General features: G+C 58.0%; 22 protein-coding genes and 1 pseudogene. 19 read left to right on the forward strand and 4 right to left on the reverse strand.

The genetic code is table 11. The features are described 5' to 3' along the window. Nucleotides 1-31: 31 nt before the first annotated feature. Nucleotides 32-232 (reverse strand): hypothetical protein, encoded by a 201-nt coding sequence (locus tag G5S47_RS05415; RefSeq protein WP_257878410.1) that lies wholly within the window; start codon nt 230-232, stop codon nt 32-34. Between the two features lie 115 nt (nt 233-347). Here G5S47_RS05415 and metK point away from each other — a divergent pair, with 115 nt between their 5' ends. From metK to G5S47_RS08645, 7 genes and pseudogenes are all read left to right on the forward strand, one after another. Next, nucleotides 348-1,538 (forward strand): methionine adenosyltransferase, encoded by a 1,191-nt coding sequence (gene metK / locus G5S47_RS05420; RefSeq protein WP_219585279.1) that lies wholly within the window; start codon nt 348-350, stop codon nt 1,536-1,538. Then, the gene (locus G5S47_RS05425) at nt 1,510-2,760 is read left to right on the forward strand and encodes a site-specific DNA-methyltransferase (protein WP_006680352.1); all 1,251 of its coding nucleotides are present in this window, start codon (nt 1,510-1,512) and stop codon (nt 2,758-2,760) included. Before metK ends, G5S47_RS05425 begins: the two co-directional genes overlap by 29 nt. Next, nucleotides 2,757-4,163 (forward strand): DNA cytosine methyltransferase, encoded by a 1,407-nt coding sequence (locus G5S47_RS05430; protein WP_006680351.1) that lies wholly within the window; start codon nt 2,757-2,759, stop codon nt 4,161-4,163. Before G5S47_RS05425 ends, G5S47_RS05430 begins: the two co-directional genes overlap by 4 nt. A gap of 75 nt (nt 4,164-4,238) precedes the next feature. Beyond that, the gene (locus G5S47_RS05435) at nt 4,239-4,427 is read left to right on the forward strand and encodes a cell division protein (RefSeq protein ID WP_070448258.1); all 189 of its coding nucleotides are present in this window, start codon (nt 4,239-4,241) and stop codon (nt 4,425-4,427) included. Continuing rightward, complete coding sequence (locus G5S47_RS05440; protein WP_070448213.1) at nt 4,424-5,071, forward strand: hypothetical protein; 648 nt, start codon at nt 4,424-4,426, stop codon at nt 5,069-5,071. The genes G5S47_RS05435 and G5S47_RS05440 overlap by 4 nt, the downstream gene beginning before the upstream one ends. A 94-nt stretch (nt 5,072-5,165) precedes the next feature. After that, nucleotides 5,166-5,483 (forward strand): Nmad4 family putative nucleotide modification protein, encoded by a 318-nt coding sequence (locus tag G5S47_RS05445; RefSeq protein WP_505566624.1) that lies wholly within the window; start codon nt 5,166-5,168, stop codon nt 5,481-5,483. 29 nt (nt 5,484-5,512) lie between these two features. Further along, nucleotides 5,513-7,116: pseudogene (locus tag G5S47_RS08645) on the forward strand (terminase large subunit). Here the strand turns inward: G5S47_RS08645 and G5S47_RS05455 are convergent. After that, nucleotides 7,086-7,457 (reverse strand): DUF2651 family protein, encoded by a 372-nt coding sequence (locus G5S47_RS05455; RefSeq protein ID WP_073717225.1) that lies wholly within the window; start codon nt 7,455-7,457, stop codon nt 7,086-7,088. The pseudogene G5S47_RS08645 and the gene G5S47_RS05455 overlap by 31 nt on opposite strands. A 30-nt stretch (nt 7,458-7,487) precedes the next feature. Between G5S47_RS05455 and G5S47_RS05460 the strand changes: the two genes are divergently transcribed. From G5S47_RS05460 to G5S47_RS05490, 7 genes are read left to right on the forward strand one after another with little or no spacing between them, the layout of a single operon-like run. Next, nucleotides 7,488-8,789: a phage portal protein gene (locus G5S47_RS05460; RefSeq protein ID WP_124054624.1), complete on the forward strand. Its 1,302-nt coding sequence runs from the start codon at nt 7,488-7,490 to the stop codon at nt 8,787-8,789. Next, nucleotides 8,786-9,652, forward strand: a complete 867-nt coding sequence (locus tag G5S47_RS05465) for a head maturation protease, ClpP-related (protein WP_073717565.1) — start codon at nt 8,786-8,788, stop codon at nt 9,650-9,652. The genes G5S47_RS05460 and G5S47_RS05465 overlap by 4 nt, the downstream gene beginning before the upstream one ends. 14 nt (nt 9,653-9,666) lie before the next feature. Next, nucleotides 9,667-10,893, forward strand: coding sequence for a phage major capsid protein (locus G5S47_RS05470; RefSeq protein ID WP_219585281.1), 1,227 nt, complete (start codon nt 9,667-9,669; stop codon nt 10,891-10,893). Between the two features lie 36 nt (nt 10,894-10,929). Beyond that, complete coding sequence (locus tag G5S47_RS05475; protein ID WP_073717567.1) at nt 10,930-11,247, forward strand: head-tail connector protein; 318 nt, start codon at nt 10,930-10,932, stop codon at nt 11,245-11,247. 4 nt (nt 11,248-11,251) lie between these two features. Continuing rightward, on the forward strand, nt 11,252-11,584 hold the full coding sequence (locus G5S47_RS05480) for a phage head completion protein (RefSeq protein WP_073717568.1): 333 nt from the start codon (nt 11,252-11,254) through the stop codon (nt 11,582-11,584). Further along, nucleotides 11,584-12,021 (forward strand): HK97-gp10 family putative phage morphogenesis protein, encoded by a 438-nt coding sequence (locus tag G5S47_RS05485; protein WP_073717569.1) that lies wholly within the window; start codon nt 11,584-11,586, stop codon nt 12,019-12,021. Before G5S47_RS05480 ends, G5S47_RS05485 begins: the two co-directional genes overlap by 1 nt. Then, entirely contained in the window at nt 12,018-12,362 is a 345-nt protein-coding gene (locus tag G5S47_RS05490; protein ID WP_073717570.1) for a hypothetical protein, read from the forward strand. Before G5S47_RS05485 ends, G5S47_RS05490 begins: the two co-directional genes overlap by 4 nt. Here G5S47_RS05490 and G5S47_RS05495 read toward each other — a convergent pair. Beyond that, a complete protein-coding gene (locus G5S47_RS05495) occupies nt 12,359-13,294 on the reverse strand; it encodes a restriction endonuclease (RefSeq protein WP_124054623.1) in 936 nt (311 codons plus the stop codon). The two genes, G5S47_RS05490 and G5S47_RS05495, sit on opposite strands and share 4 nt — an antisense overlap. An 87-nt stretch (nt 13,295-13,381) precedes the next feature. On the opposite strand from G5S47_RS05495, the gene G5S47_RS05500 reads away from it, so the two are divergent. Genes G5S47_RS05500 through G5S47_RS05510 form a run of 3 tightly spaced genes read left to right on the forward strand, consistent with a single transcriptional unit; the run spans nt 13,382 to nt 14,597 of the window. Continuing rightward, nucleotides 13,382-13,966 (forward strand): major tail protein, encoded by a 585-nt coding sequence (locus G5S47_RS05500; protein WP_124054622.1) that lies wholly within the window; start codon nt 13,382-13,384, stop codon nt 13,964-13,966. Nucleotides 13,967-13,986: 20 nt separating this feature from the next. Next, nucleotides 13,987-14,403, forward strand: a complete 417-nt coding sequence (locus G5S47_RS05505; protein WP_124054621.1) for a hypothetical protein — start codon at nt 13,987-13,989, stop codon at nt 14,401-14,403. Between the two features lie 17 nt (nt 14,404-14,420). Continuing rightward, the gene (locus G5S47_RS05510) at nt 14,421-14,597 is read left to right on the forward strand and encodes a hypothetical protein (protein WP_160149024.1); all 177 of its coding nucleotides are present in this window, start codon (nt 14,421-14,423) and stop codon (nt 14,595-14,597) included. 5 nt (nt 14,598-14,602) lie between these two features. Here G5S47_RS05510 and G5S47_RS05515 read toward each other — a convergent pair whose 3' ends face one another. After that, nucleotides 14,603-15,070, reverse strand: a complete 468-nt coding sequence (locus G5S47_RS05515; protein WP_219585284.1) for a hypothetical protein — start codon at nt 15,068-15,070, stop codon at nt 14,603-14,605. 59 nt (nt 15,071-15,129) lie between these two features. On the opposite strand from G5S47_RS05515, the gene G5S47_RS05520 reads away from it, so the two are divergent. Then, entirely contained in the window at nt 15,130-17,808 is a 2,679-nt protein-coding gene (locus G5S47_RS05520; protein WP_219585285.1) for a phage tail protein, read from the forward strand. Beyond that, nucleotides 17,808-18,500 (forward strand): hypothetical protein, encoded by a 693-nt coding sequence (locus tag G5S47_RS05525; protein WP_219585286.1) that lies wholly within the window; start codon nt 17,808-17,810, stop codon nt 18,498-18,500. Before G5S47_RS05520 ends, G5S47_RS05525 begins: the two co-directional genes overlap by 1 nt. Nucleotides 18,501-18,517: the final 17 nt, after the last annotated feature.

The following is an 18,517-nucleotide window of genomic DNA, read 5'->3' on the forward strand; positions in this document are numbered from 1 at the left end:
CTCGTAGATGCGTCCTAGTTGCTTGCCGGGGTTATTTTGAGCGTTTTGTTGCGCTGAAAGCTGCCCCTAGCGCGATTCCAACTCCTGTGCCGATAGCTAACGCTGAGGCGTTATCGTCCATAATGAACCGAAAGATAATGCTGGTCATTATCCCGGCAATCAGTCCATAGGCCACGGCTTTACCATCGCCGGAAGATTCTGGCTGATTAGGTTTACTCGTTTCGTCTTTCACGTATTCCAGTATCACACACGATTCGGGTTCGCCTGTCTATCTTCGCTCCCCACTCTTGGCTGACAAGGCGGGGAGTTTTTGTTTCTTTTGATTTTTCTACTGAAAGGGCATTCCTATGACTATGGTTTGCAGCGCTGAGGCCGTGTGTATCGGCCATCCCGATAAACTGTGCGACCTGATCGCCGACACCATTCTCGACGATATCCTCTACGAGGATCCAGCCGCACGCGTTGCAGTAGAAGTGATGGCATCTGGGCATCGGATTATCGTCACCGGTGAGATTACGACAACCAAGCGTCCGCGTATTCGTGAATCGGTGCGTTACGCGCTGGTAAAGGCGGGTTATGTGCCGTGGAAGTTCCTCGTCTTCGTCTGGACACACCGCCAATCCCCAGACATCAACGCAGGAGTCACCCGATCGCTCGAAGCACGGTTCGGTGACGACACCGAATTCGCCCTCCAAGGAGCAGGTGACCAAGGCACCGTCTTCGGTTACGCCACGGTCGAGACCCCGGAGCGTTTGCCATTGCCGCTTGTGCTCTCACACGAGATTTGCGCCCGCCTCGATAAGGCGCGCAAGGACGGCACGATCACCGGGATCAAGTCCGATGGTAAGGCGCAGGTGACAGTTCGTTACGACGATGTTGGTAGGCCCGTGGCGGTTGAGACGGTGGTGGTGTCGATCCAACACGAGAAGATCAAGGATCTGGATGAGCTTGCAGCTGAGGTCAAAACACTGATCGTCGCACCCGCGTGCAAACCGTACCTGTCGATCAGCGCCGACACCGAGATTCTCGTCAACCCCTCCGGATCTTTTACGGTTGGTGGGCCGAAAGCAGACACGGGTCTGACGGGCCGCAAGCTGATGGTCGACACCTACGGCGGACTCGCGCTCCATGGTGGTGGCGCGTTCTCGGGCAAGGACGCCTCGAAGGTTGACCGTTCGGGTGCCTATATGACGCGCCTGATCGCCCGCACGATCGTCGACGCTCGTCTGGCTCATGAGTGTCAGGTGGCGATCAGTTATGCGATTGGGAAAGCTGATCCGGTCGCCTTCACCATCGACACCCTCGGCACCGGCGAATACTCTGACGAGATCCTCACTGCTGCTGCACGGGAAGTGTTTCCGCTGCGCCCCGGAGCAATCATCGACGCCTTGAACCTTCGCAAGCCTGGCTTTACACAGTATTCAACCTACGGTCACTTCGGCCATGCCGGTCTGCGCTGGGAGAGCTCGTTCGCTCACGTTAATGCTTTAGGGAAGGCGGTGAAGAAGCATGCTCATGAAAACAATGCCAATAGCTGAGCTGAAGCCCGCTGACTACAACCCTCGTAAAGACCTCCAGCCCGGCGATCCCGAATACGAGAAGCTCAAGCGATCCCTGACCGAGTTTGGCTACGTCGAGCCCGTTATCTGGAACTCCACCACCGGGCATGTCATTGGTGGTCATCAGCGCTTGAAAGTGCTCGAAGACCTCGGCCACACGGACGTGGACGTGATCGTCGTGGAGCTGGATGAGACGCGCGAGAAAGCACTCAACATCGCGCTCAACAAGATCAGCGGCGAATGGGACCAGGACAAACTCTCACTCTTGATTGCCGACCTCGATGCTTCGGATTTCGACGCTGAACTCACCGGTTTCGATGACGCTGAGATCGCGCAGCTTATCGGCTCATTGGATGAGGGTGAGGTGGAGGATGACGAGTTTGACCTCACCGCCGCGTTAGAAGCTGCTACTTTCGTGGAGCGTGGGGATATCTGGACGCTTGGCCGCCACCGACTCGTGTGCGGCGACGCCACCAGCGCCGAGGACGTCGAGTTGTTGATGGATGGTAAGCGTGCGAATCTTGTGTTGACCGATCCGCCATATAACGTCGCCTTCGAATCAGGATCCGGATTGTCCATCAAGAACGACAAGATGGATGGCGATAAGTTCTACGATTTCCTGCTATCAGCGTTTTCGAACATGGTGGGCGTGTGTGAGAAGGGCGCATCCGCGTATGTGTTCCACGCTGACACTGAAGGATTGAACTTCCGTCGCGCTTTTCAAGATGCTGGTTTCTACCTGTCGGGCTGTTGTATTTGGGTTAAAGATTCCCTCGTATTGGGACGTTCCCCGTATCAGTGGCAGCACGAGCCGGTGCTATTCGGGTGGGTGAAGACGGGTAAGCACAAGTGGTACGCCGACCGGAAACAAACCACGATCTGGAACTTCGCCAAGCCCCGCCGCAACGCTAACCACCCCACCTCCAAACCGCTGGATTTGTTGGCGTATCCGATCGGGAACTCCACCCAGGCGAACACGATCGTGCTCGACACCTTCGCAGGCTCAGGCTCCACACTCATGGCAGCTGAGGCAACCGACCGCATCGCCTACTGCATGGAACTCGACGAAAAATACGCCTCCGTGATCCTGCGCCGCTACGCCGACGCCACCGGAGACGCCGCAGGAATCACGTGTCTCCGCGACAGCCAGCAGCTCGCCTACCTGGATGTCGTGAAGGCAGTGGATCGAGGCACCACATGACCGCGTTGACGCTTGGCTCTCTGTTTGACGGGTCGGGCGGCTTCCCACTCGCCGCCCTCAACGTCGGTATCCGCCCCGTCTGGGCGTCCGAGGTGGAGCCGTTTCCGATCCTCGTCACCACCACCCGTCTGCCCGCGGTCACCCACCTCGGCGACGTCAACACTATCGACGGCACCGTGATCGAGCCGGTGGACATCATCTCGTTCGGGTCGCCGTGCCAAGACCTGTCGGTCGCAGGACGGCAGACCGGGCTGGCAGGTTCACGTTCCGGCCTGTTCTTTCAGGCTGTTCGCATCATCAAGGAAATGAGGGAGGCGACTAATGACCAATATCCCCGATTTGCTGTCTGGGAGAACGTGCCGGGAGCCTTCTCCTCCAACCAAGGGGCGGATTTCGCCGCCGTCCTCACGAGCCTCATCCAGGTCGTCGCGCCGTCCGTCCCTGACGTGCCTGTTCCTGACACGCGGTGGGCCGACGCTGGGACCGTCGTGGCAGGCGGATGCTCGGTTGCGTGGCGTGTACTCGATGCGCAACATTTCGGCCTCGCCCAACGACGCCGCCGCATCTACCTTGTCGCAGATTTTGCAGGCCGATCCGCACCCGAGATTCTTTTTGAGCCCGCGAGCCTGCCAAGGAATCCTGAATCGGGCGGCACGCAAGAACAAGACCATGCCCACACCCCTGAAGCAAGCCTTGGAGGCCGTAGCAGCTCGGTGATATTGATGGATCATCATCCGCAGGACTCGAGGTTGACCGTCAACTCCTTGGGGGTGGTGCAGACGCTGACTGCCCGGATGGGCAACTCACCCACCAACGTCCCCATCCTCCTCGACGCCCCAGAGGAACGCAGGGTGTTTGGCCTGAATTCGATCCACCAGTCCCGCAGCGGTGGCGGCCACTACGGCTACGAAGCAGAAGTGTCGAAAACCCTCGACCTGAAAGGCGGAGAGCCGACCTGCAACCAAGGCGGCATGGTCATCTTGGAACCCGTCTATGCCGCATCCAAGGCCGACTATTTCACCCGCACCACCAAGGATCAGGCAGGTGCGCTGCTGGCCACGGATTACACCGACCCGCCCATGGTCGCCAGCTCGTCGCTGCGCCCCAGACGGTTGACGCCGGTCGAGTGCACCCGGTTGCAGGGCTTCCCCGACGACTGGTGCGACCAGCTCGCCATCACCGACCCCACCGATGCCCAGCTCGACTACTGGGTGGACGTGTGGGCCGAATGGAACCGCCTCCGAGGCGTTAGGCCGCGCTCCCGCAAGCAGGTCGCCAGCTGGCTCGCAGACCCGACGTCGGATTCGGCGCAATACAAGTTGTGGGGCAACGGGATCGCTTTGCCCGTGGCTCGCCACGTCCTTGAAAGACTGAAGAATTTTGCTCGCGCAAGGACTGGATAAGCGCTCGCACCTATGGCTGTATGTACATGACCAAACGACCCCCTAACTAGAGGAAAGAGGAGATGGAGGATGGTCATGAGTGATTTACATATTGAGATCAGCGAGATGCTCGAAGCGGGCATCAATATCTGGGACGTCGAGGAAGCCCTCGACATTGCACGAAAGTGGAACTTCCCGCTGGTTGCCGGGGCAATCGAACACGACGCAACCGGCTACCTGCAACTGGTCGAGTCTTGGTTTGACGGTGAGGGTGTGGCGGCATGAACCAAATTTCGTTCGTCCCGAACAAGAGCGGGCGTAAGAAACTCGCCAACACCATCGCCGCTCACCTTGGTCTCACGGCAGTTTATGCGGGAGCACCCACGTTCGACTACCAGATCGGAGATGCACGGTTGGACCGGGACTGGACCCTTCACCTCCCAGAGGACATCGACGCCGAAGCGCTCATTGAAGCCACACAGAAGGCCGGGTTCGCGCCCACGAGCGAGGAGTACGGGCTGACGCTTGCTTTCCCCACGACAGGTTGGGACGAAGCCACAGCCGCGAAGCTCGAAGCCCTGCTCGCCGCCAAGGGAGAACTCATCGCTAAGGCGCTGGGCATTCCGGCCACTCCGATGAATTTGAATGCGGTGGAGGGAACGGTTGAGTTTGCCTGGTTCGAACAACTTCCTGACGCGGAGGTGATCGAGGCGGCCAGTGTGCTCCTTCAGCTCATGATCGAGCAAGCCAAGACCTCCACCCGCATCTCACCGAAACCACCTGAACCAGGGAATGATAAGTATGCGATGCGCTGCTGGCTCCTACGCCTGGGCATGATCGGCGACAGCTACAAGCACGTGCGCCGAGTCCTGCTGACCAACTTGGAAGGGAATGCGGCGTGGAAAACCACGCCCACACAGGCCGAATAAACGGGAAATATGCAAGAGATCAGAATCTCTATTCTTCCTGTGTAAATACGCCGAAAACGGCTGGATAACCGCGCACACCTATGGCTGTATGTACATGACCGAACAAGAGGACAAGGAGAAAGTCATGAACAACGGCAAGACCACGATGGAGCAGCTGCAGATGGCGACCGACAGCTACGGCACGGTGATCACCTACGGAGACTTCGTCCTCGCCTCGGCATACCGGCACCTGGGCAAAGGCCGGATCGGAAACGACGCCCGCGTCTACAAGCTCGCCGAGCAGCCCATCGGCGGCTGGGGACCGGACGTTCGCAGTTTCATTGAATGCGAACTTACCCTGGTCGCCGAGGCTGACGAACTGTTCGAAGACGCCGGCCACGCCATCGCCTGGGCGCTTGCCCACACCAACTAACCAGCACAGGAAGGAGCCTGAAGGGTGTGATGCGCACTCTCGACACCTACACGCCGACCCGATTCATGGCCACAGGCTCACGCTACGACAAGCGCAAAGCAGACTTCGCGGTCGCGTTCATCCAAGCCCTGAAACACACCAAAGGCCGCTGGTCAGGACAGCCCTTCCAGCTCATCGACTGGCAAGAGCAAATCATCCGCGACCTGTTCGGCACCGTCAAAGAAGACGGCTACCGCCAATTCACCACCGCCTACGTCGAGATACCCAAAAAGATGGGCAAAAGTGAGCTCGCCGCCGCAGTCGCGCTCCTGCTCACCTGCGGGGATGGTGAAGAACGCGCCGAAGTCTATGGGTGCGCGGCAGACCGCCAGCAAGCCTCGATCGTGTTTGAGGTCGCAGCGGACATGATCCGCATGAGCCCCGTCTTGTCCAAGCGTGTCAAGATTCTTGCCTCGCAGAAGCGGATCATCTACAAACCCACCAACTCCTTCTACCAAGTCCTGAGTGCAGAGGCGTATTCGAAGCACGGGTTCAACATTTCTGGTGTCGTCTTCGACGAACTGCACACCCAACCGGGCCGTGCCTTGTTCGACGTGATGACCAAGGGTTCGGGTGACGCGCGCACCCAGCCGCTATATTTTCTGATCACGACGGCTGGTACCGATACGCATTCGATTTGTTATGAGCAGCATGAGAAAGCTGAAGACATCCTCGCAGGCAAGAAACATGACCCGACGTTCTACCCGGTGATTTACGGGGCTGACCGCGAAGATGACTGGACCGACGAAGCAGTGTGGCATAAGGCTAATCCGAGCTTGGGGATCACGGTTCCGATCGAGAAGGTTCGCCAAGCCTGCACGAGCGCGAAACAAAACCCAGCCGAAGAAAACACCTTCCGACAACTTCGCCTCAACCAATGGTCAAACAAAGTGTGCGGTGGATGCCCATGCACGTCTGGAACGCTAACAACGCACCTGTTGACCTTTCCGACCTTGAGGGCCGCGTGTGTTACGGCGGGCTGGATCTTGCGTCGACGACGGATATCACGGCGTTCGTGCTCGTCTTCCCACCCGAAACCGGTGACGAGCGGTATGTGATTGCGCCATGGTTCTGGATACCCGAAGAAAACCTCACACTCCGCGTTAACCGTGACCACGTGCCCTACGACCTGCGGCAACAACAAGGCTTTCTACAGACCACGGAAGGCAACGTCGTCCACTACGGCGCAATCGAAACCTTCATCGAAACCCTTGGTGAGCGGTTTGATATTCGTGAGATTGCGTTCGACAGGTGGGGTGCTGTGCAAATGAGTCAAAACCTCGAAGGTCTCGGTTTCACCGTGGTCCCCTTCGGGCAGGGCTTTAAGGATATGAGCCCACCGTCGAAGGAGCTGATGAAGCTCGCACTCGAAGGTCGCCTGGCTCATGGTGGGCACCCAGTCCTGTCGTGGATGGTCGACAACATTCACATTCGCACCGACCCAGCGGGCAACATCAAGCCGGATAAGCAGAAGTCCACGGAGAAGATCGACGGCGTCGTCGCCACGATCATGGCCCTCGACCGAGCTATCCGAAACGGCAGCGGGCACGTCAGCGGCAGTGTTTATGACGAACGCGGCCTACTCGTACTGTGAGCACGCGCATGGATGAACGCGCCGATGCCTGTGCCGATCAGTCCCAAGATCGAGTAGGCGACGCCGTAGATGAGGGCTGAATCGTTGTAGTACACGAACAGTGTGGTCAAGAACCCTGCGAACGGAGCCAGTAGCCACCACCAGCCGAACCCGTGGCGTGCCCCATCGATAACGCTCAAAACGATGGTGAGTAGTGGAAACGCGAGGAAGAGCAACGCGATGAACCACTTGGCGTTGGGATCGCCCAGCCTGCTAATCCACATGGAAATGAGCGGCAACAACCAAAATGCCACTAGCAGAACACTCATCAGTGCCCACGACTGTTTTGAGGGCGCTTTCATATTCCAATTCTACATGTGAAAGGACACCGCATGGGTTTCCTGAATTGGCTGCGTGGCGACACCACCCGCCCCGCCGACGATCACGCGATTAGCTCGGGCTATAGCTTCTTCTTCGGCGGCACCACCTCGGGCCGTCCGGTGACAGAACGCTCGGCGATGCAAATGACTGCCGTCTATAGTTGCGTGCGCATCCTCGCTGAAGCTATCGCGGGGTTGCCGTTGCATGTTTACCGGCAGAGCAGTGATGGCGCGAAGGTGAAGGCGCTCGACCATCCGCTCTACAGGTTGTTGCATGATGAGCCGAATCCAGAGATGACGAGCTTCGTGTTCCGAGAAACGTTGATGACTCACTTGCTGTTGTGGGGTAATGCGTTTGCGCAAGTGATCCGCAACGGCCGTGATGAGGTTATTGGCTTGTATCCGCTTATGCCCAACCGGATGACCGTAGGTAGAGATGAGGCTGGGCGGCTGTATTACGAGTATCAGCGCATGTGGAACGAACCAACAGGAAGGTTCGAAACCGTCACCCTGGCTGCGCGCGATGTGCTCCATATTCCAGGGCTGGGCTTTGATGGGCTGGTTGGTTATAGCCCGATTGCTATGGCGAAGAACGCCATCGGCTTGGCGCAGGCTACCGAAGACTACGGCGCATCGTTTTTTGCTAATGGTGCGGCTCCGGGTGGCGTGTTGGAGCATCCGGGCACGATCAAGGATCCAGCTCGGGTTCGGGAGTCGTGGCAGGCGACGTTCGGTGGCGCGAGGAACGGGAACAAGATCGCCGTCCTTGAGGAGGGCATGAAGTACACGCCGATCTCAGTGTCTCCTGAACAGGCGCAGTTCTTGGAGACCCGTAAGTTTCAGATCAATGAGATCGCCCGCATTTTCCGTATCCCGCCGCACATGATCGGTGACCTCGAAAAGAGCTCATTTTCGAACATTGAGCAGCAGAGTCTCGAGTTTGTGAAGTACACGCTTGATCCGTGGGTGATCCGCTGGGAACAAGCCATCACCAAAACACTCCTCAGTCCGTGTGAAAAACCTGGCGTGTATGTGAAGTTCAACGTTGAAGGTCTGCTGCGCGGGGACTACCAGTCACGCATGGAGGGATACGCGGTGGCTCGGCAGAACGGGTGGATGAGCGCTAACGATATACGCGAGCTAGAAAACCTCGACAAGATTCCTGCTGAGGCTGGCGGGGATCTCTACCTGGTAAACGGCAACATGCTCCCACTCAGTCTTGCAGGGGCATACGCGCAGACAACCGAGTCTGAACCGAAGCCTGAACCGGCTGAGGAACCTACGAGTGAATCTTCTGTAAGGAGGAGGATATGAGACGTTTTTGGAACTGGCTCACACCCGAGCCACGCAACACTGACCCGGACGCAGGTAGTGTCCGGGTTTTACGCATTAGCGGCACAATCGCTGAAGAATCCTGGTTCGATGACGACATCACACCCGCCATCTTCGCCAATGAACTCAACGCGGGTAGCGGGCCGGTGACGATCTGGCTCAACAGCCCCGGAGGGGACGTGGTTGCTGCCGCACAGATCTACAACATGCTCATCGACTACCCAGGCACAGTCACCGTCAACATCGACGGGATCGCCGCATCCGCCGCGTCCGTGATCGCCATGGCAGCCACGAAGGTCGCCATGAGCCCGGTGTCGATGTTGATGATTCACAACCCTGCCACGATGGCGGTCGGGGATAAGGACGAACTCGCACGTGCAATGAACATGCTTGATTCGGTTAAAGAATCGATCCTGAATGCATATCAGGAGAAGACGAACTTGAGCAGGGCGAAGCTGTCCAAGCTCATGGACGCCGAAACGTGGATGGATGCGCGGGCCGCGATCGACATGGGATTTGCCGACGAACTCCTGACAGGTGAACGCAACCCAATGTTTGCGGTCTCGCCTGAGAAGCCCAACGATGACCTGGATGACGATGAGGACAAGGTCGACTCCCCAGACGAACCCGACGACGATGAGAAGCGCCTGCCGTTCCCACCCAAGAACGCAGGACTTGGCACGGTGTTTTCACGCCGAGCAGCCGAGCAAAAACTCGTCGCACATCTGACCGCCACATCACCTCCGAAGCCGATGCGACCACCACACCTCACCACTACACCCGCTGCACCTCTTGGTCGGCGGGTTTGTGATTTGTACGCCGAACTAGCGAACCAACCCCACTGAAAGGACAACTAACCATGACGACCCCTATGACTGTTTCTGATCTTCGTACCAAGCGCGCAGATGTTTGGGAGAAGGCGAAGGCTTTCCTAGATGAGCGCCGCGACACCACAACTGGCTGTCTGTCTGCTGAAGATGATCAGGCTTATGCGAAGATGGAAGCCGAGATCGATCGTCTCACCAATGAGATCGCCCGCTCTGAGCGCGCCCTGCGCCGCGACGCCGACCTCGCACGAGCAACGAACATGCCGCTCACGTCCATGCCGGGTATGAATCCTGATGATGAAGCCAAGCCGACTGCACCGCGCGCGACCGCCTCGTATAAGCGGGCGTTTTGGGACGCGATGCGGCTCAACGTTTCTCCGATGGAAGTCCGCAACTCACTGTCTGAAGGCGTCGATACTGAGGGCGGCTATCTGGTGCCTGATGAGTTCGAACGTACCCTGATCTCCTCACTGGAGGATCAGAACATCATGCGAGGCTTAGCCAAGGTCATTCAAACCACCAGCGGGGATCGGAAAATCCCGGTCGTCTCTACGCATGGCACTGCCGGGTGGCTCGATGAGGGCAAGCCGTATACGGAATCTGATGAAGCTTTCACGCAGGTCAATTTGAGTGCGTTTAAGCTCGGCACCTTCCTCAAAATTTCAGAGGAACTCTTGAACGATGCGGCGTTTAATGTCGAGCAGTATTTGGCGGCGGAGTTTGCTCGTCGTATTGGCGCTGCCGAGGAAGAAGCCTTCCTCACCGGGGACGGTAAGGGTAAGCCCACCGGTATTTTCGCAACTTCTGGTGGTGGTGAGAAGGCAGTGACTACGGGCAAGGCGACGGATATTACGGCTGATGAACTCATCGATCTGCACTACGGTTTGCGTGCTCCGTATCGGAAGAACGCGGTGTGGCTGATGAACGACTCGACCGTGAAAACCATCCGCAAGCTCAAGGATGGTAACGGCCAGTATCTGTGGCAGCCAGCCCTGACCGCAGGAACCCCAGACCTTGTCCTTGGCCACCCCGTCCACACGTCCACGTTTGTGCCTGAAATCAAGGCTGGTGCGTCGACGGTTGCTTTCGGTGACTTGTCGTACTACTGGATCGCCGACCGACAAGGCCGCTCGTTCAAGCGGCTCAACGAACTGTTCGCAACCACCGGACAGGTCGGATTCCTCGCATCTCAGCGACTGGACGGCAAGCTCGTACTACCCGAAGCAGTCAAACTGCTCACCCAAAAGGCAGGAGCATAACCAGCGGTTCTACACACGGATAGGGGGTGGCCGCACATGGGCACGAACGAACTCATCGATCAAGTGAAGGCGAATCTACTCATCACCTTCGATGACGACGACAGACTGATTGCTGCGCTGATCAATGCGGCCATCTCCTACGCCTGCGCTTTCCAGCACCTGCCCGAAAACCACTACGAGACACGCGACATGTCTGGGGCAACCAGGCAAGGCATTGTCATGCTCGCTTCTCATTTCTATGAGTCGCGTGATGGTTCGACGGCAGGATTCTGGGCCGATAAACCCGATGCGGCGCGGGCGGTATGGAACGCGGTCAACAACCTGCTGCGCCTAGATAGAGATTGGAAGGTGTAGACCAATGGCTTCTCTTGGATCCATGCGCACCACCATCGACCTCATCCAGCCAATGGTTGTGCGTGATAAGGCGGGGTTCACTACCACACGCGATGAAGTGCGAGCAACGGTGCGGGCGCAGATCGAGGTTCGGCATGCATCGGCTGCGTGGGTGAATCGAGCCGCATATACGAAAGCTGACGTCCTCTTCCGCATCCGCACCGTCCCCGGACTATCCGTAACTACGGATATGCAGATCAGCGGACCGGATGGCAGGTATGTGATCGACGCAGTCGAAGTGATCGGCCGTTACGTGGAGATTCTCGCCCACCAGACCACGCCCGAAGGGAGCAACTGATGGCTAGAGTGCAGATTCGCCTGCCGAACGCGTTCATTGATTCCCTCGACGCTGCCAGCCGTGTGCTCGAAACATCTGCTGATGAGGTTCTGCAAGCTGGGGCTGCGGTGGTTGAACCGCGTATGCGAGCCAACCTCACCGGTGCGATCGGACGGGCCACCAAGCAGCCCTCGCGTTCAACCGGGCAACTACTCGCAGCGCTTGGTACAAGCTCGGTGAAAGTAAACAGCCGAGGCGATCACAACATTAAAGTCGGCTTCGCTGAAAATCGCCGTGACGGCAGAGCGAATGCGTTGATCGCCAGCGTCCTCGAACACGGCCGATCCAACCAGTCCGCACGTCCGTTCCTGGCGCCTACACGTTCGCAAACACGGCGTGGTGCGATCGACGCCATGAAAACGGCGCTGATCGCGCGGATTGAGCAGGTGGGGCCATGACCGCATTATTGGAACAACTAACGAACATCGCTGACAAGCTCGGGCTGCCGTTCGAAGTCGGCCTGTATACGGCCACGCCAGCGCCGCAGACGTATCTCGTGGCAACCCCGCTGACAGACATGTTCGACGTGTTCGCAGACAATCAACCCAGTATCGAGGTTGAGGAAGTCCGCCTCGCACTCTTCACCAAAGGAAACTATCTCGACCTGCGTAACCGCATTACTCGCGCACTGCTCGACGCCGGATTAACGATTACTGGTCGTACCTATGTCGGCTTTGAAGCTGATACCGGATTTCACCATTACGCGCTCGATGTGGCGGCAGCGAACTCGTGGGGTTAGGCGGTTTCGTCGTCGAAGAAGTCGTCGTCGATCTCGTAGAGGGTGAACTCGCGGGCCTTATGGACGGCAACCCCGTAAGCGAGCATCAGGCTGGTGAGTTTGATGCCGTCGATGAGGATGATCCTGCCGTGGCGATATCCAGCTGCGGTGCGCTCGGCAGCGGGCTGGAAGCTGGATGTCGTGATGAACACGCCCAGGTTCGCACCGCGTGAATCCAGGGATCCGATGAAGTTGCGAATCTCTGGATCACCGACTTTGTTCGTGTCGGCGTAACGCTTGGCCTGAATGTAGATGTTCGTCAGCCCGAGAGCGTCCTGGCGGATCACACCGTCGATACCTCCGTCACCGGAGCGCCCGACATGCTGTTTCTCACCGTGGGTGCCGCCGTAGCCCATCGCCCACAACACGTCGATCACGGCCTTCTCAAAGAACTCGGGCGAGGCTTCCTGCAGGCGTTTGCGCAGCGCGGTCTCGGTCTGCGCGTTGAAGGTTCGCTCGGCAGCAGCCATCACCTCGACCGGGTTCGCCTCCTCCTTGGCAGTTGACTCCAAGGTATCCGGAACCTCGCGCTTGCGGGCGGCGATTTCTTCCTGGTAGGCCTGCCACACAGGCCACTCGAGCATGTCCTTCTCGGAATACTCCGCCAAAGACCGAGCATCGACGGTGCGCCCGTTGTCTGTAATGCGGTAGTGGCCGCGCTTCGGACGCTCCAACAGACCAGCTTGGGTAAGTCCAGAACACGCCCAGTTGATTCGGTTGACGTACCGGTGCTGACCGGAAGCGATCCTCTCCGCGCGTACATCTGCTGGCAGCTCCATGCGGGCGGCCACCAGTTCGCACACATCGCGCACTGCCCGTTCCTGGCCGTCAGCGAGAACCCGTAACACAACCGGCCGGAACTGATCGATCGTCGGCGTGTTATCGCTAGCCATGGACATCCTCGTCATTCGTATCTACACAAAACCACTTGCTCCTGATCCTACCGGTCAGGGTTTCACCCATAAGAAAGGAACACACTCATGGCCACGATTGGTTTGGACAAGCTCTACTACGCCACCATCACCGAAAACCCCGATACGGGTGAGGAGACCTACGCCAAACCCAAACCCCTCGCGAAAGCGATCTCCGCAGAACTGAGTGTTGAGGTTGCTGAAGCGATCCTGTATGCCGATGACGGGCCGAGTGAGATCGTCAAGGAATTCAAATCCGGAACCCTCACCCTCGGCATCGATGATCTGGGTGGTGAAGCAGCCGCAGCCCTCACTGGGGCGACCGTGGACGCGAACGGCGTCCTCATCTCCGCCTCAGAAGACGGCGGCAGCCCGGTGGCGATTGGTTTCCGCGCAGCACGCTCCACGGGGAAGTATCAGTATTTTTGGCTCTACCGGGTCAAGTTTGCCCTCCCAACAGAAACGCTGGCCACCAAAGCCGACTCGATCACGTTCTCCACCCCGAGCATTGAGGGCACGATTTTGCGCCGTAACAAACCCGATAGTAAGGGGCGTCATCCGTGGAAGGCCGAAGTGCTAGAGGGCGGCACCGGGGTCAAGCCTGAGACGATCACGAACTGGTATGCGCAAGTCTACGAACCCGCCACCAGCTAACGAGCAAGGAGTACCAAGCGATGACCAGCAAGAAGAAAACTGAATCTGTTGTGGAACCAGGACGCTCCGCCACTGTCACCATTGGCGGGGAGGACTACGAGCTCGTGCTCACCACGAAAGCCACCCGCCTGATCGCCGAGCGCTATGGCGGACTCGAACACCTGGGCAACGCCCTCGAAACGTCTGATGATTTGGGCAAGACACTCGGTGAGGTGATTTGGCTGATCACGCTGCTGGCCAACCAATCAGTCCAAATCCACAACCACCGCCACCCAGACGACAAGCGCCCAGAACTGAGCGAGGACGAGGTCGAACTCCTTACCGTGCCTGCTGATCTGGCGGACTATCGTGGCGCGATCGCCGAAGCTCTCCAGCGCGGCACACGCCGAGACATCCTTACCGAGCCAGCCCCAAAAGCATCAGCGGCGGACGGATAGTCGACAACGATCAGGCTGTGTTCACGCGGCTGACGTATATCGGAATGGCCCACCTTCACCTATCACGCGTGGAGGTGGGTCTGACCGTCTTCGGAGAACTCCTCGACCTCGTGGACTGCTGGCGACTCGAAACCGGGCGCGCCGAGCCGTTGCGTCAATGGTTCATCGACGACGTCATCCCGCCAGGGATTTAGGAAAGCTAATCTCGACAAATCCCAGGATGAATGTCGATCTTATGCAGGTGGATAAGCTCCCGAGCCCGCCCGTCGATTGTTTCCCATGGAATGATCTTTCGAATAATGCGGCATCTTGTGCGCGGGCTTTCCCCGCGATTCTTAGATGACAGACTCTCGCTCATTGCTCGACGAATGATCTGGGAGTCAATTTCGAGAGCAGCAGCAAGCCAAATAAGAGCTGCCGGGTTGCCGAGTTTATTGTAGGTCGTCTTTGCATCGAGCCAGGGTGTCTTGACTTCGTAGCCAGGAATTCCACCACGGCACGTCCGAGAGAAGAACCACGAAATCATGTGTTCTCGCTGGGATTTCCACCACCGGTCTTCTTGCCCGTCCTCTGACTCATACTCCACAGCTAGATCAGGATGCGCAGGAAGGAACACGAACAAAGTCGCCAATTCGAGATTTGTAGTTACTGAATTTTTATTTTCCATATCTCATTTTACCAACCTCGACCGCCCGTGAAACTAGCAGTTATTAGGAGAGAAAGCAGATGGCTGACTCCAGTTTTGGTTTGAAGATTGGGCTTGAGGGTGAGCGTGAGTTTAAGCGTGCGATTACGGATATTAACCGTGAGATGCGTGTGCTCGGCAGTGAGATGAAGCTTGTGGCGTCCTCGTTCGATAAGAACGACAAGTCCGCCGAAGCACTCACCGCCCGTAACCAAGTGCTGGGCAAAGAAATCGAGGCCCAGAAAGCCAAGATTGAGACCCTGCGCGCCGCACTCGAAAACTCCGCCACGAGCTTTGGTGAGAACGATTCGCGGACGAAGAATTGGCAGATCCAGCTCAACAACGCAGGCGCTGAGCTCAACCGTCTCGAGAGCGAACTCAAATCGAATAACGACGCCCTGTCCGATTTCGGGGACGAGGCAGACGGTGCGGGCGACGATGCCAAGGGCGCGGCGAAGGACGCAGGACGTCTTGAGGACGCGGTGGATGATCTCGGTGACGAGATGGACACCACTAGCTCCAAGACCCGCATTTTCGGCGACGTGTTGAAAGCCAATCTTGCCTCCGAAGCCATCATCGCCGGGGTCAAGGGTATCGGGCATGCGATCGCCTCGATTGGTCGCGGCATGGCCGGAGCCCTCAAAGAAGGCGTGGAATACAACGCGCGTATGGAGCAATACTCCACGTCGTTTACGACGATGCTTGGCGATCAAGCCAAAGCTCAGAAGCTTGTGAATGATTTGAAGGCCCAGGCGGCGAAGACTCCGTTTGGTATGGAGGACCTCGCGGGCAACATGCAAACCCTCCTGAGCTTCGGAATGAGCCTTGAGGATGCGAAAAAGCACCTGAACGAAATCGGCGACATCTCCCAAGGTGATGCGGTGAAGATGGAGTCGCTAACGCTCGCCTTCGCCCAGATGTCTTCGACTGGCAAGTTGACTGGTCAGGACTTGCTGCAGATGATCAACGCCGGCTTCAACCCGCTCGAAGAGATCTCCCGCAAGAGCGGCAAAAGCATTGGTGAGCTCAAGGAGGATATGGCCAAGGGCGCGATCTCGGCTGACATGGTCGCTGACGCATTCGCCAGTGCTACTGCTGAGGGCGGGCGTTTCTACGGGGCTATGGACGCCCAATCCAAGACCTTTAGCGGCCAGTTGGCGACGATGCAGGACGGGGTCGCTAACCTCAAAGGCCTGCTGGCAGGCGGACTTAGTGAGGCGTTGGCGGGTTCGGTGTTGCCGATGGTCAACGGGTGGATCGACGAACTGACCGCAGCGTTTGAAGAAGGTGGCACACCAGCGCTTATCGACACCCTCGGCAGCGTACTTCAGGAGGCTCTGGGGTTTATTGCTGAGCAGTTGCCGATGGTGGTTGAGACTGGCATGTCCATTCTCACCGCACTGCTAGAAGGTGTTATCAAGGTGTTGCCACAAGTAGCTGAGACTGCGGTGACGCTGATTATCGCGCTGGTCGAGGCGATCATCGAAGCGTTGCCGTCTTTGTTGGAGGCGGCGATTCAGATCATCGCCACCCTCGTCTCTGGCATCAGCGAAGCGCTACCGGAACTGGTTCCGGCTGCGGTGGAGATGCTCATGGCTTTGGTGCAGGGTCTGGTCGATAACCTCCCGTTACTTCTTGATGCGGCGTTGCAGCTCATCACCGGACTTACCGAAGGCTTGATCGCAGCCATCCCCGTGATCATCGAAGCCCTGCCACAAATCATCACCGGCATCGTGACGTTTCTTGTGGGGGCGATTCCGCAAATCATTCAAGCAGGCATCCAGCTGCTGATGGCGTTGATTGGTGCGTTGCCGCAGATCATCACGGCGATTGTGGCGGCTTTGCCGCAGATTATTACCGCGATCGTGGGCGGTGTGGTCGGTGCGATCCCGCAGCTCATCGAAGCAGGTATCCAGCTACTGACGGCGTTGATTGGTGCCTTGCCGCAGATCATTACGACGATCGTGGCCGCGTTGCCGCAGATTATTGCCAGTATTGTGTCGGTGATTGGTGGGGCGATACCGCAACTTGTCCAAGCAGGCATCCAACTCCTCACCGCGTTGGTGCGGGCGTTGCCCCAGATTATTTCCACGATCGTGGCAGCAATCCCATCGATTATTTCTGGGATTGTGTCTGCTGTTGGTCAGGGTGTGTGGCAGATGGTGGAGGCGGGTAAGAACCTCGTCTACGGCCTGTGGAATGGCATCCAAGGCTTGGCGGGCTGGTTGTGGAATCGGGTCTCGAATTGGGCGAGCGGGATTTGGGATTCGATCACTGGCTTCTTTGGCATCCACTCACCGTCTCGCAAGATGGCGTGGGCAGGACGGATGCTTGTCGAAGGCCTCGCAGGCTCGATCAAAACTGATGGCAACAAGGCCGTCACCGCCGCTACTGGTTTGGCTAGGGACACGATGGACGCCTTCGCCGAGCTTGAAGACGGGCTTCATGTGCCGATCGAGACGGTGGCGGATCTGCAGGTACCGGCCGTTGATCTCACCCCACAACCCATAGCTATCAATCGCGATACGAGTGGCGGTGCTGATAGTGAGCGTGTGGATGTCGCGAGCATCGTCGATGCCACAGCAAAGCACATCCTGTCCTCGCTGGACATTAGCGTGACGTTGTCGGATGGGACGCTGGTGGGCAAACTCGCACCCGCCCTCGATAAACAACTCGCACGAATCGACCGTAGGCAGTCGGTGATGGCAGGAGGCTACTAATGTTTGGTTTCACCCTGAACAGCGCGGTGACCTCTACGTCGCTTGGTCTGCGCTTGACCGCCCCGGTTGCGATTCCTGCATCGGTGCGTGCGGTGGATGATATTGAGGTCGAGGGCAGAGCAGGCACCCTGACCAGGTTCACGGGCTGGGAGGATACCGAGATCGAGCTTGAGCTCGCCGTTCCTATCCGTGGCGGTCTCGACCAGTACCGGCGAGCCACTCACGAGCTCACCAATGCCCAGACCATTGCACTCACGGTCGAGCCTGGTATTTACCGCAAGGTCAAACACTGCGAAGTGAGCGAACTACGGCGTGAGTTGTCGGGGTGGGGGCTGTTCACCGCACGGCTCACCTGCCAGCCCTTCACCTACCTGACCAAGGGCTTGAAGCCCGTAACGATGTCGGAGTCGGGGACGATCACTAACCCCGGCCTACTCGATGCCGATCCGATCATCACTGTTACAGGCACGGGCATGCTCTCGCTGACGATCAATGCGCGTGTCTATCACGTGAACTCACCAGCAGGCTCCGTCACGCTCGACAGCGCGCGTCTCGTCGCACACGTATCTGGTCGTGTGCAGACGGATGCGCTCAGTGAAGCATTCCCAACCTTCAAACCTGGGGTCAATCGGATCACGCTCGGTGCGGGTATCTCACAAGTGGCCATAGTGCCGAATTGGCGCAACCCCTAAACCGCTCTCACTCATCT

Source organism: Schaalia turicensis (assembly GCF_019380255.1).
Taxonomy (GTDB): Bacteria; Actinomycetota; Actinomycetes; order Actinomycetales; family Actinomycetaceae; genus Pauljensenia; species Pauljensenia turicensis_A.

Coding starts and splice junctions, on each gene's coding strand:
- G5S47_RS05470 (WP_219585281.1), top strand. CDS start 9,667: ATGACGACCCCTATGACTGTTTCTGATCTTCGTACCAAGCGCGCAGAT.
- G5S47_RS05505 (WP_124054621.1), top strand. CDS start 13,987: ATGACCAGCAAGAAGAAAACTGAATCTGTTGTGGAACCAGGACGCTCC.
- G5S47_RS05495 (WP_124054623.1), bottom strand. CDS start 13,294: ATGGCTAGCGATAACACGCCGACGATCGATCAGTTCCGGCCGGTTGTG.
- G5S47_RS05520 (WP_219585285.1), top strand. CDS start 15,130: ATGGCTGACTCCAGTTTTGGTTTGAAGATTGGGCTTGAGGGTGAGCGT.
- G5S47_RS05525 (WP_219585286.1), top strand. CDS start 17,808: ATGTTTGGTTTCACCCTGAACAGCGCGGTGACCTCTACGTCGCTTGGT.
- G5S47_RS05465 (WP_073717565.1), top strand. CDS start 8,786: ATGAGACGTTTTTGGAACTGGCTCACACCCGAGCCACGCAACACTGAC.
- G5S47_RS05460 (WP_124054624.1), top strand. CDS start 7,488: ATGGGTTTCCTGAATTGGCTGCGTGGCGACACCACCCGCCCCGCCGAC.
- metK (WP_219585279.1), top strand. CDS start 348: ATGACTATGGTTTGCAGCGCTGAGGCCGTGTGTATCGGCCATCCCGAT.
- G5S47_RS05435 (WP_070448258.1), top strand. CDS start 4,239: ATGAGTGATTTACATATTGAGATCAGCGAGATGCTCGAAGCGGGCATC.
- G5S47_RS05515 (WP_219585284.1), bottom strand. CDS start 15,070: ATGGAAAATAAAAATTCAGTAACTACAAATCTCGAATTGGCGACTTTG.
- G5S47_RS05490 (WP_073717570.1), top strand. CDS start 12,018: ATGACCGCATTATTGGAACAACTAACGAACATCGCTGACAAGCTCGGG.
- G5S47_RS05475 (WP_073717567.1), top strand. CDS start 10,930: ATGGGCACGAACGAACTCATCGATCAAGTGAAGGCGAATCTACTCATC.
- G5S47_RS05485 (WP_073717569.1), top strand. CDS start 11,584: ATGGCTAGAGTGCAGATTCGCCTGCCGAACGCGTTCATTGATTCCCTC.
- G5S47_RS05440 (WP_070448213.1), top strand. CDS start 4,424: ATGAACCAAATTTCGTTCGTCCCGAACAAGAGCGGGCGTAAGAAACTC.
- G5S47_RS05445 (WP_505566624.1), top strand. CDS start 5,166: ATGACCGAACAAGAGGACAAGGAGAAAGTCATGAACAACGGCAAGACC.
- G5S47_RS05455 (WP_073717225.1), bottom strand. CDS start 7,457: ATGAAAGCGCCCTCAAAACAGTCGTGGGCACTGATGAGTGTTCTGCTA.
- G5S47_RS05425 (WP_006680352.1), top strand. CDS start 1,510: ATGCTCATGAAAACAATGCCAATAGCTGAGCTGAAGCCCGCTGACTAC.
- G5S47_RS05430 (WP_006680351.1), top strand. CDS start 2,757: ATGACCGCGTTGACGCTTGGCTCTCTGTTTGACGGGTCGGGCGGCTTC.
- G5S47_RS05500 (WP_124054622.1), top strand. CDS start 13,382: ATGGCCACGATTGGTTTGGACAAGCTCTACTACGCCACCATCACCGAA.
- G5S47_RS05480 (WP_073717568.1), top strand. CDS start 11,252: ATGGCTTCTCTTGGATCCATGCGCACCACCATCGACCTCATCCAGCCA.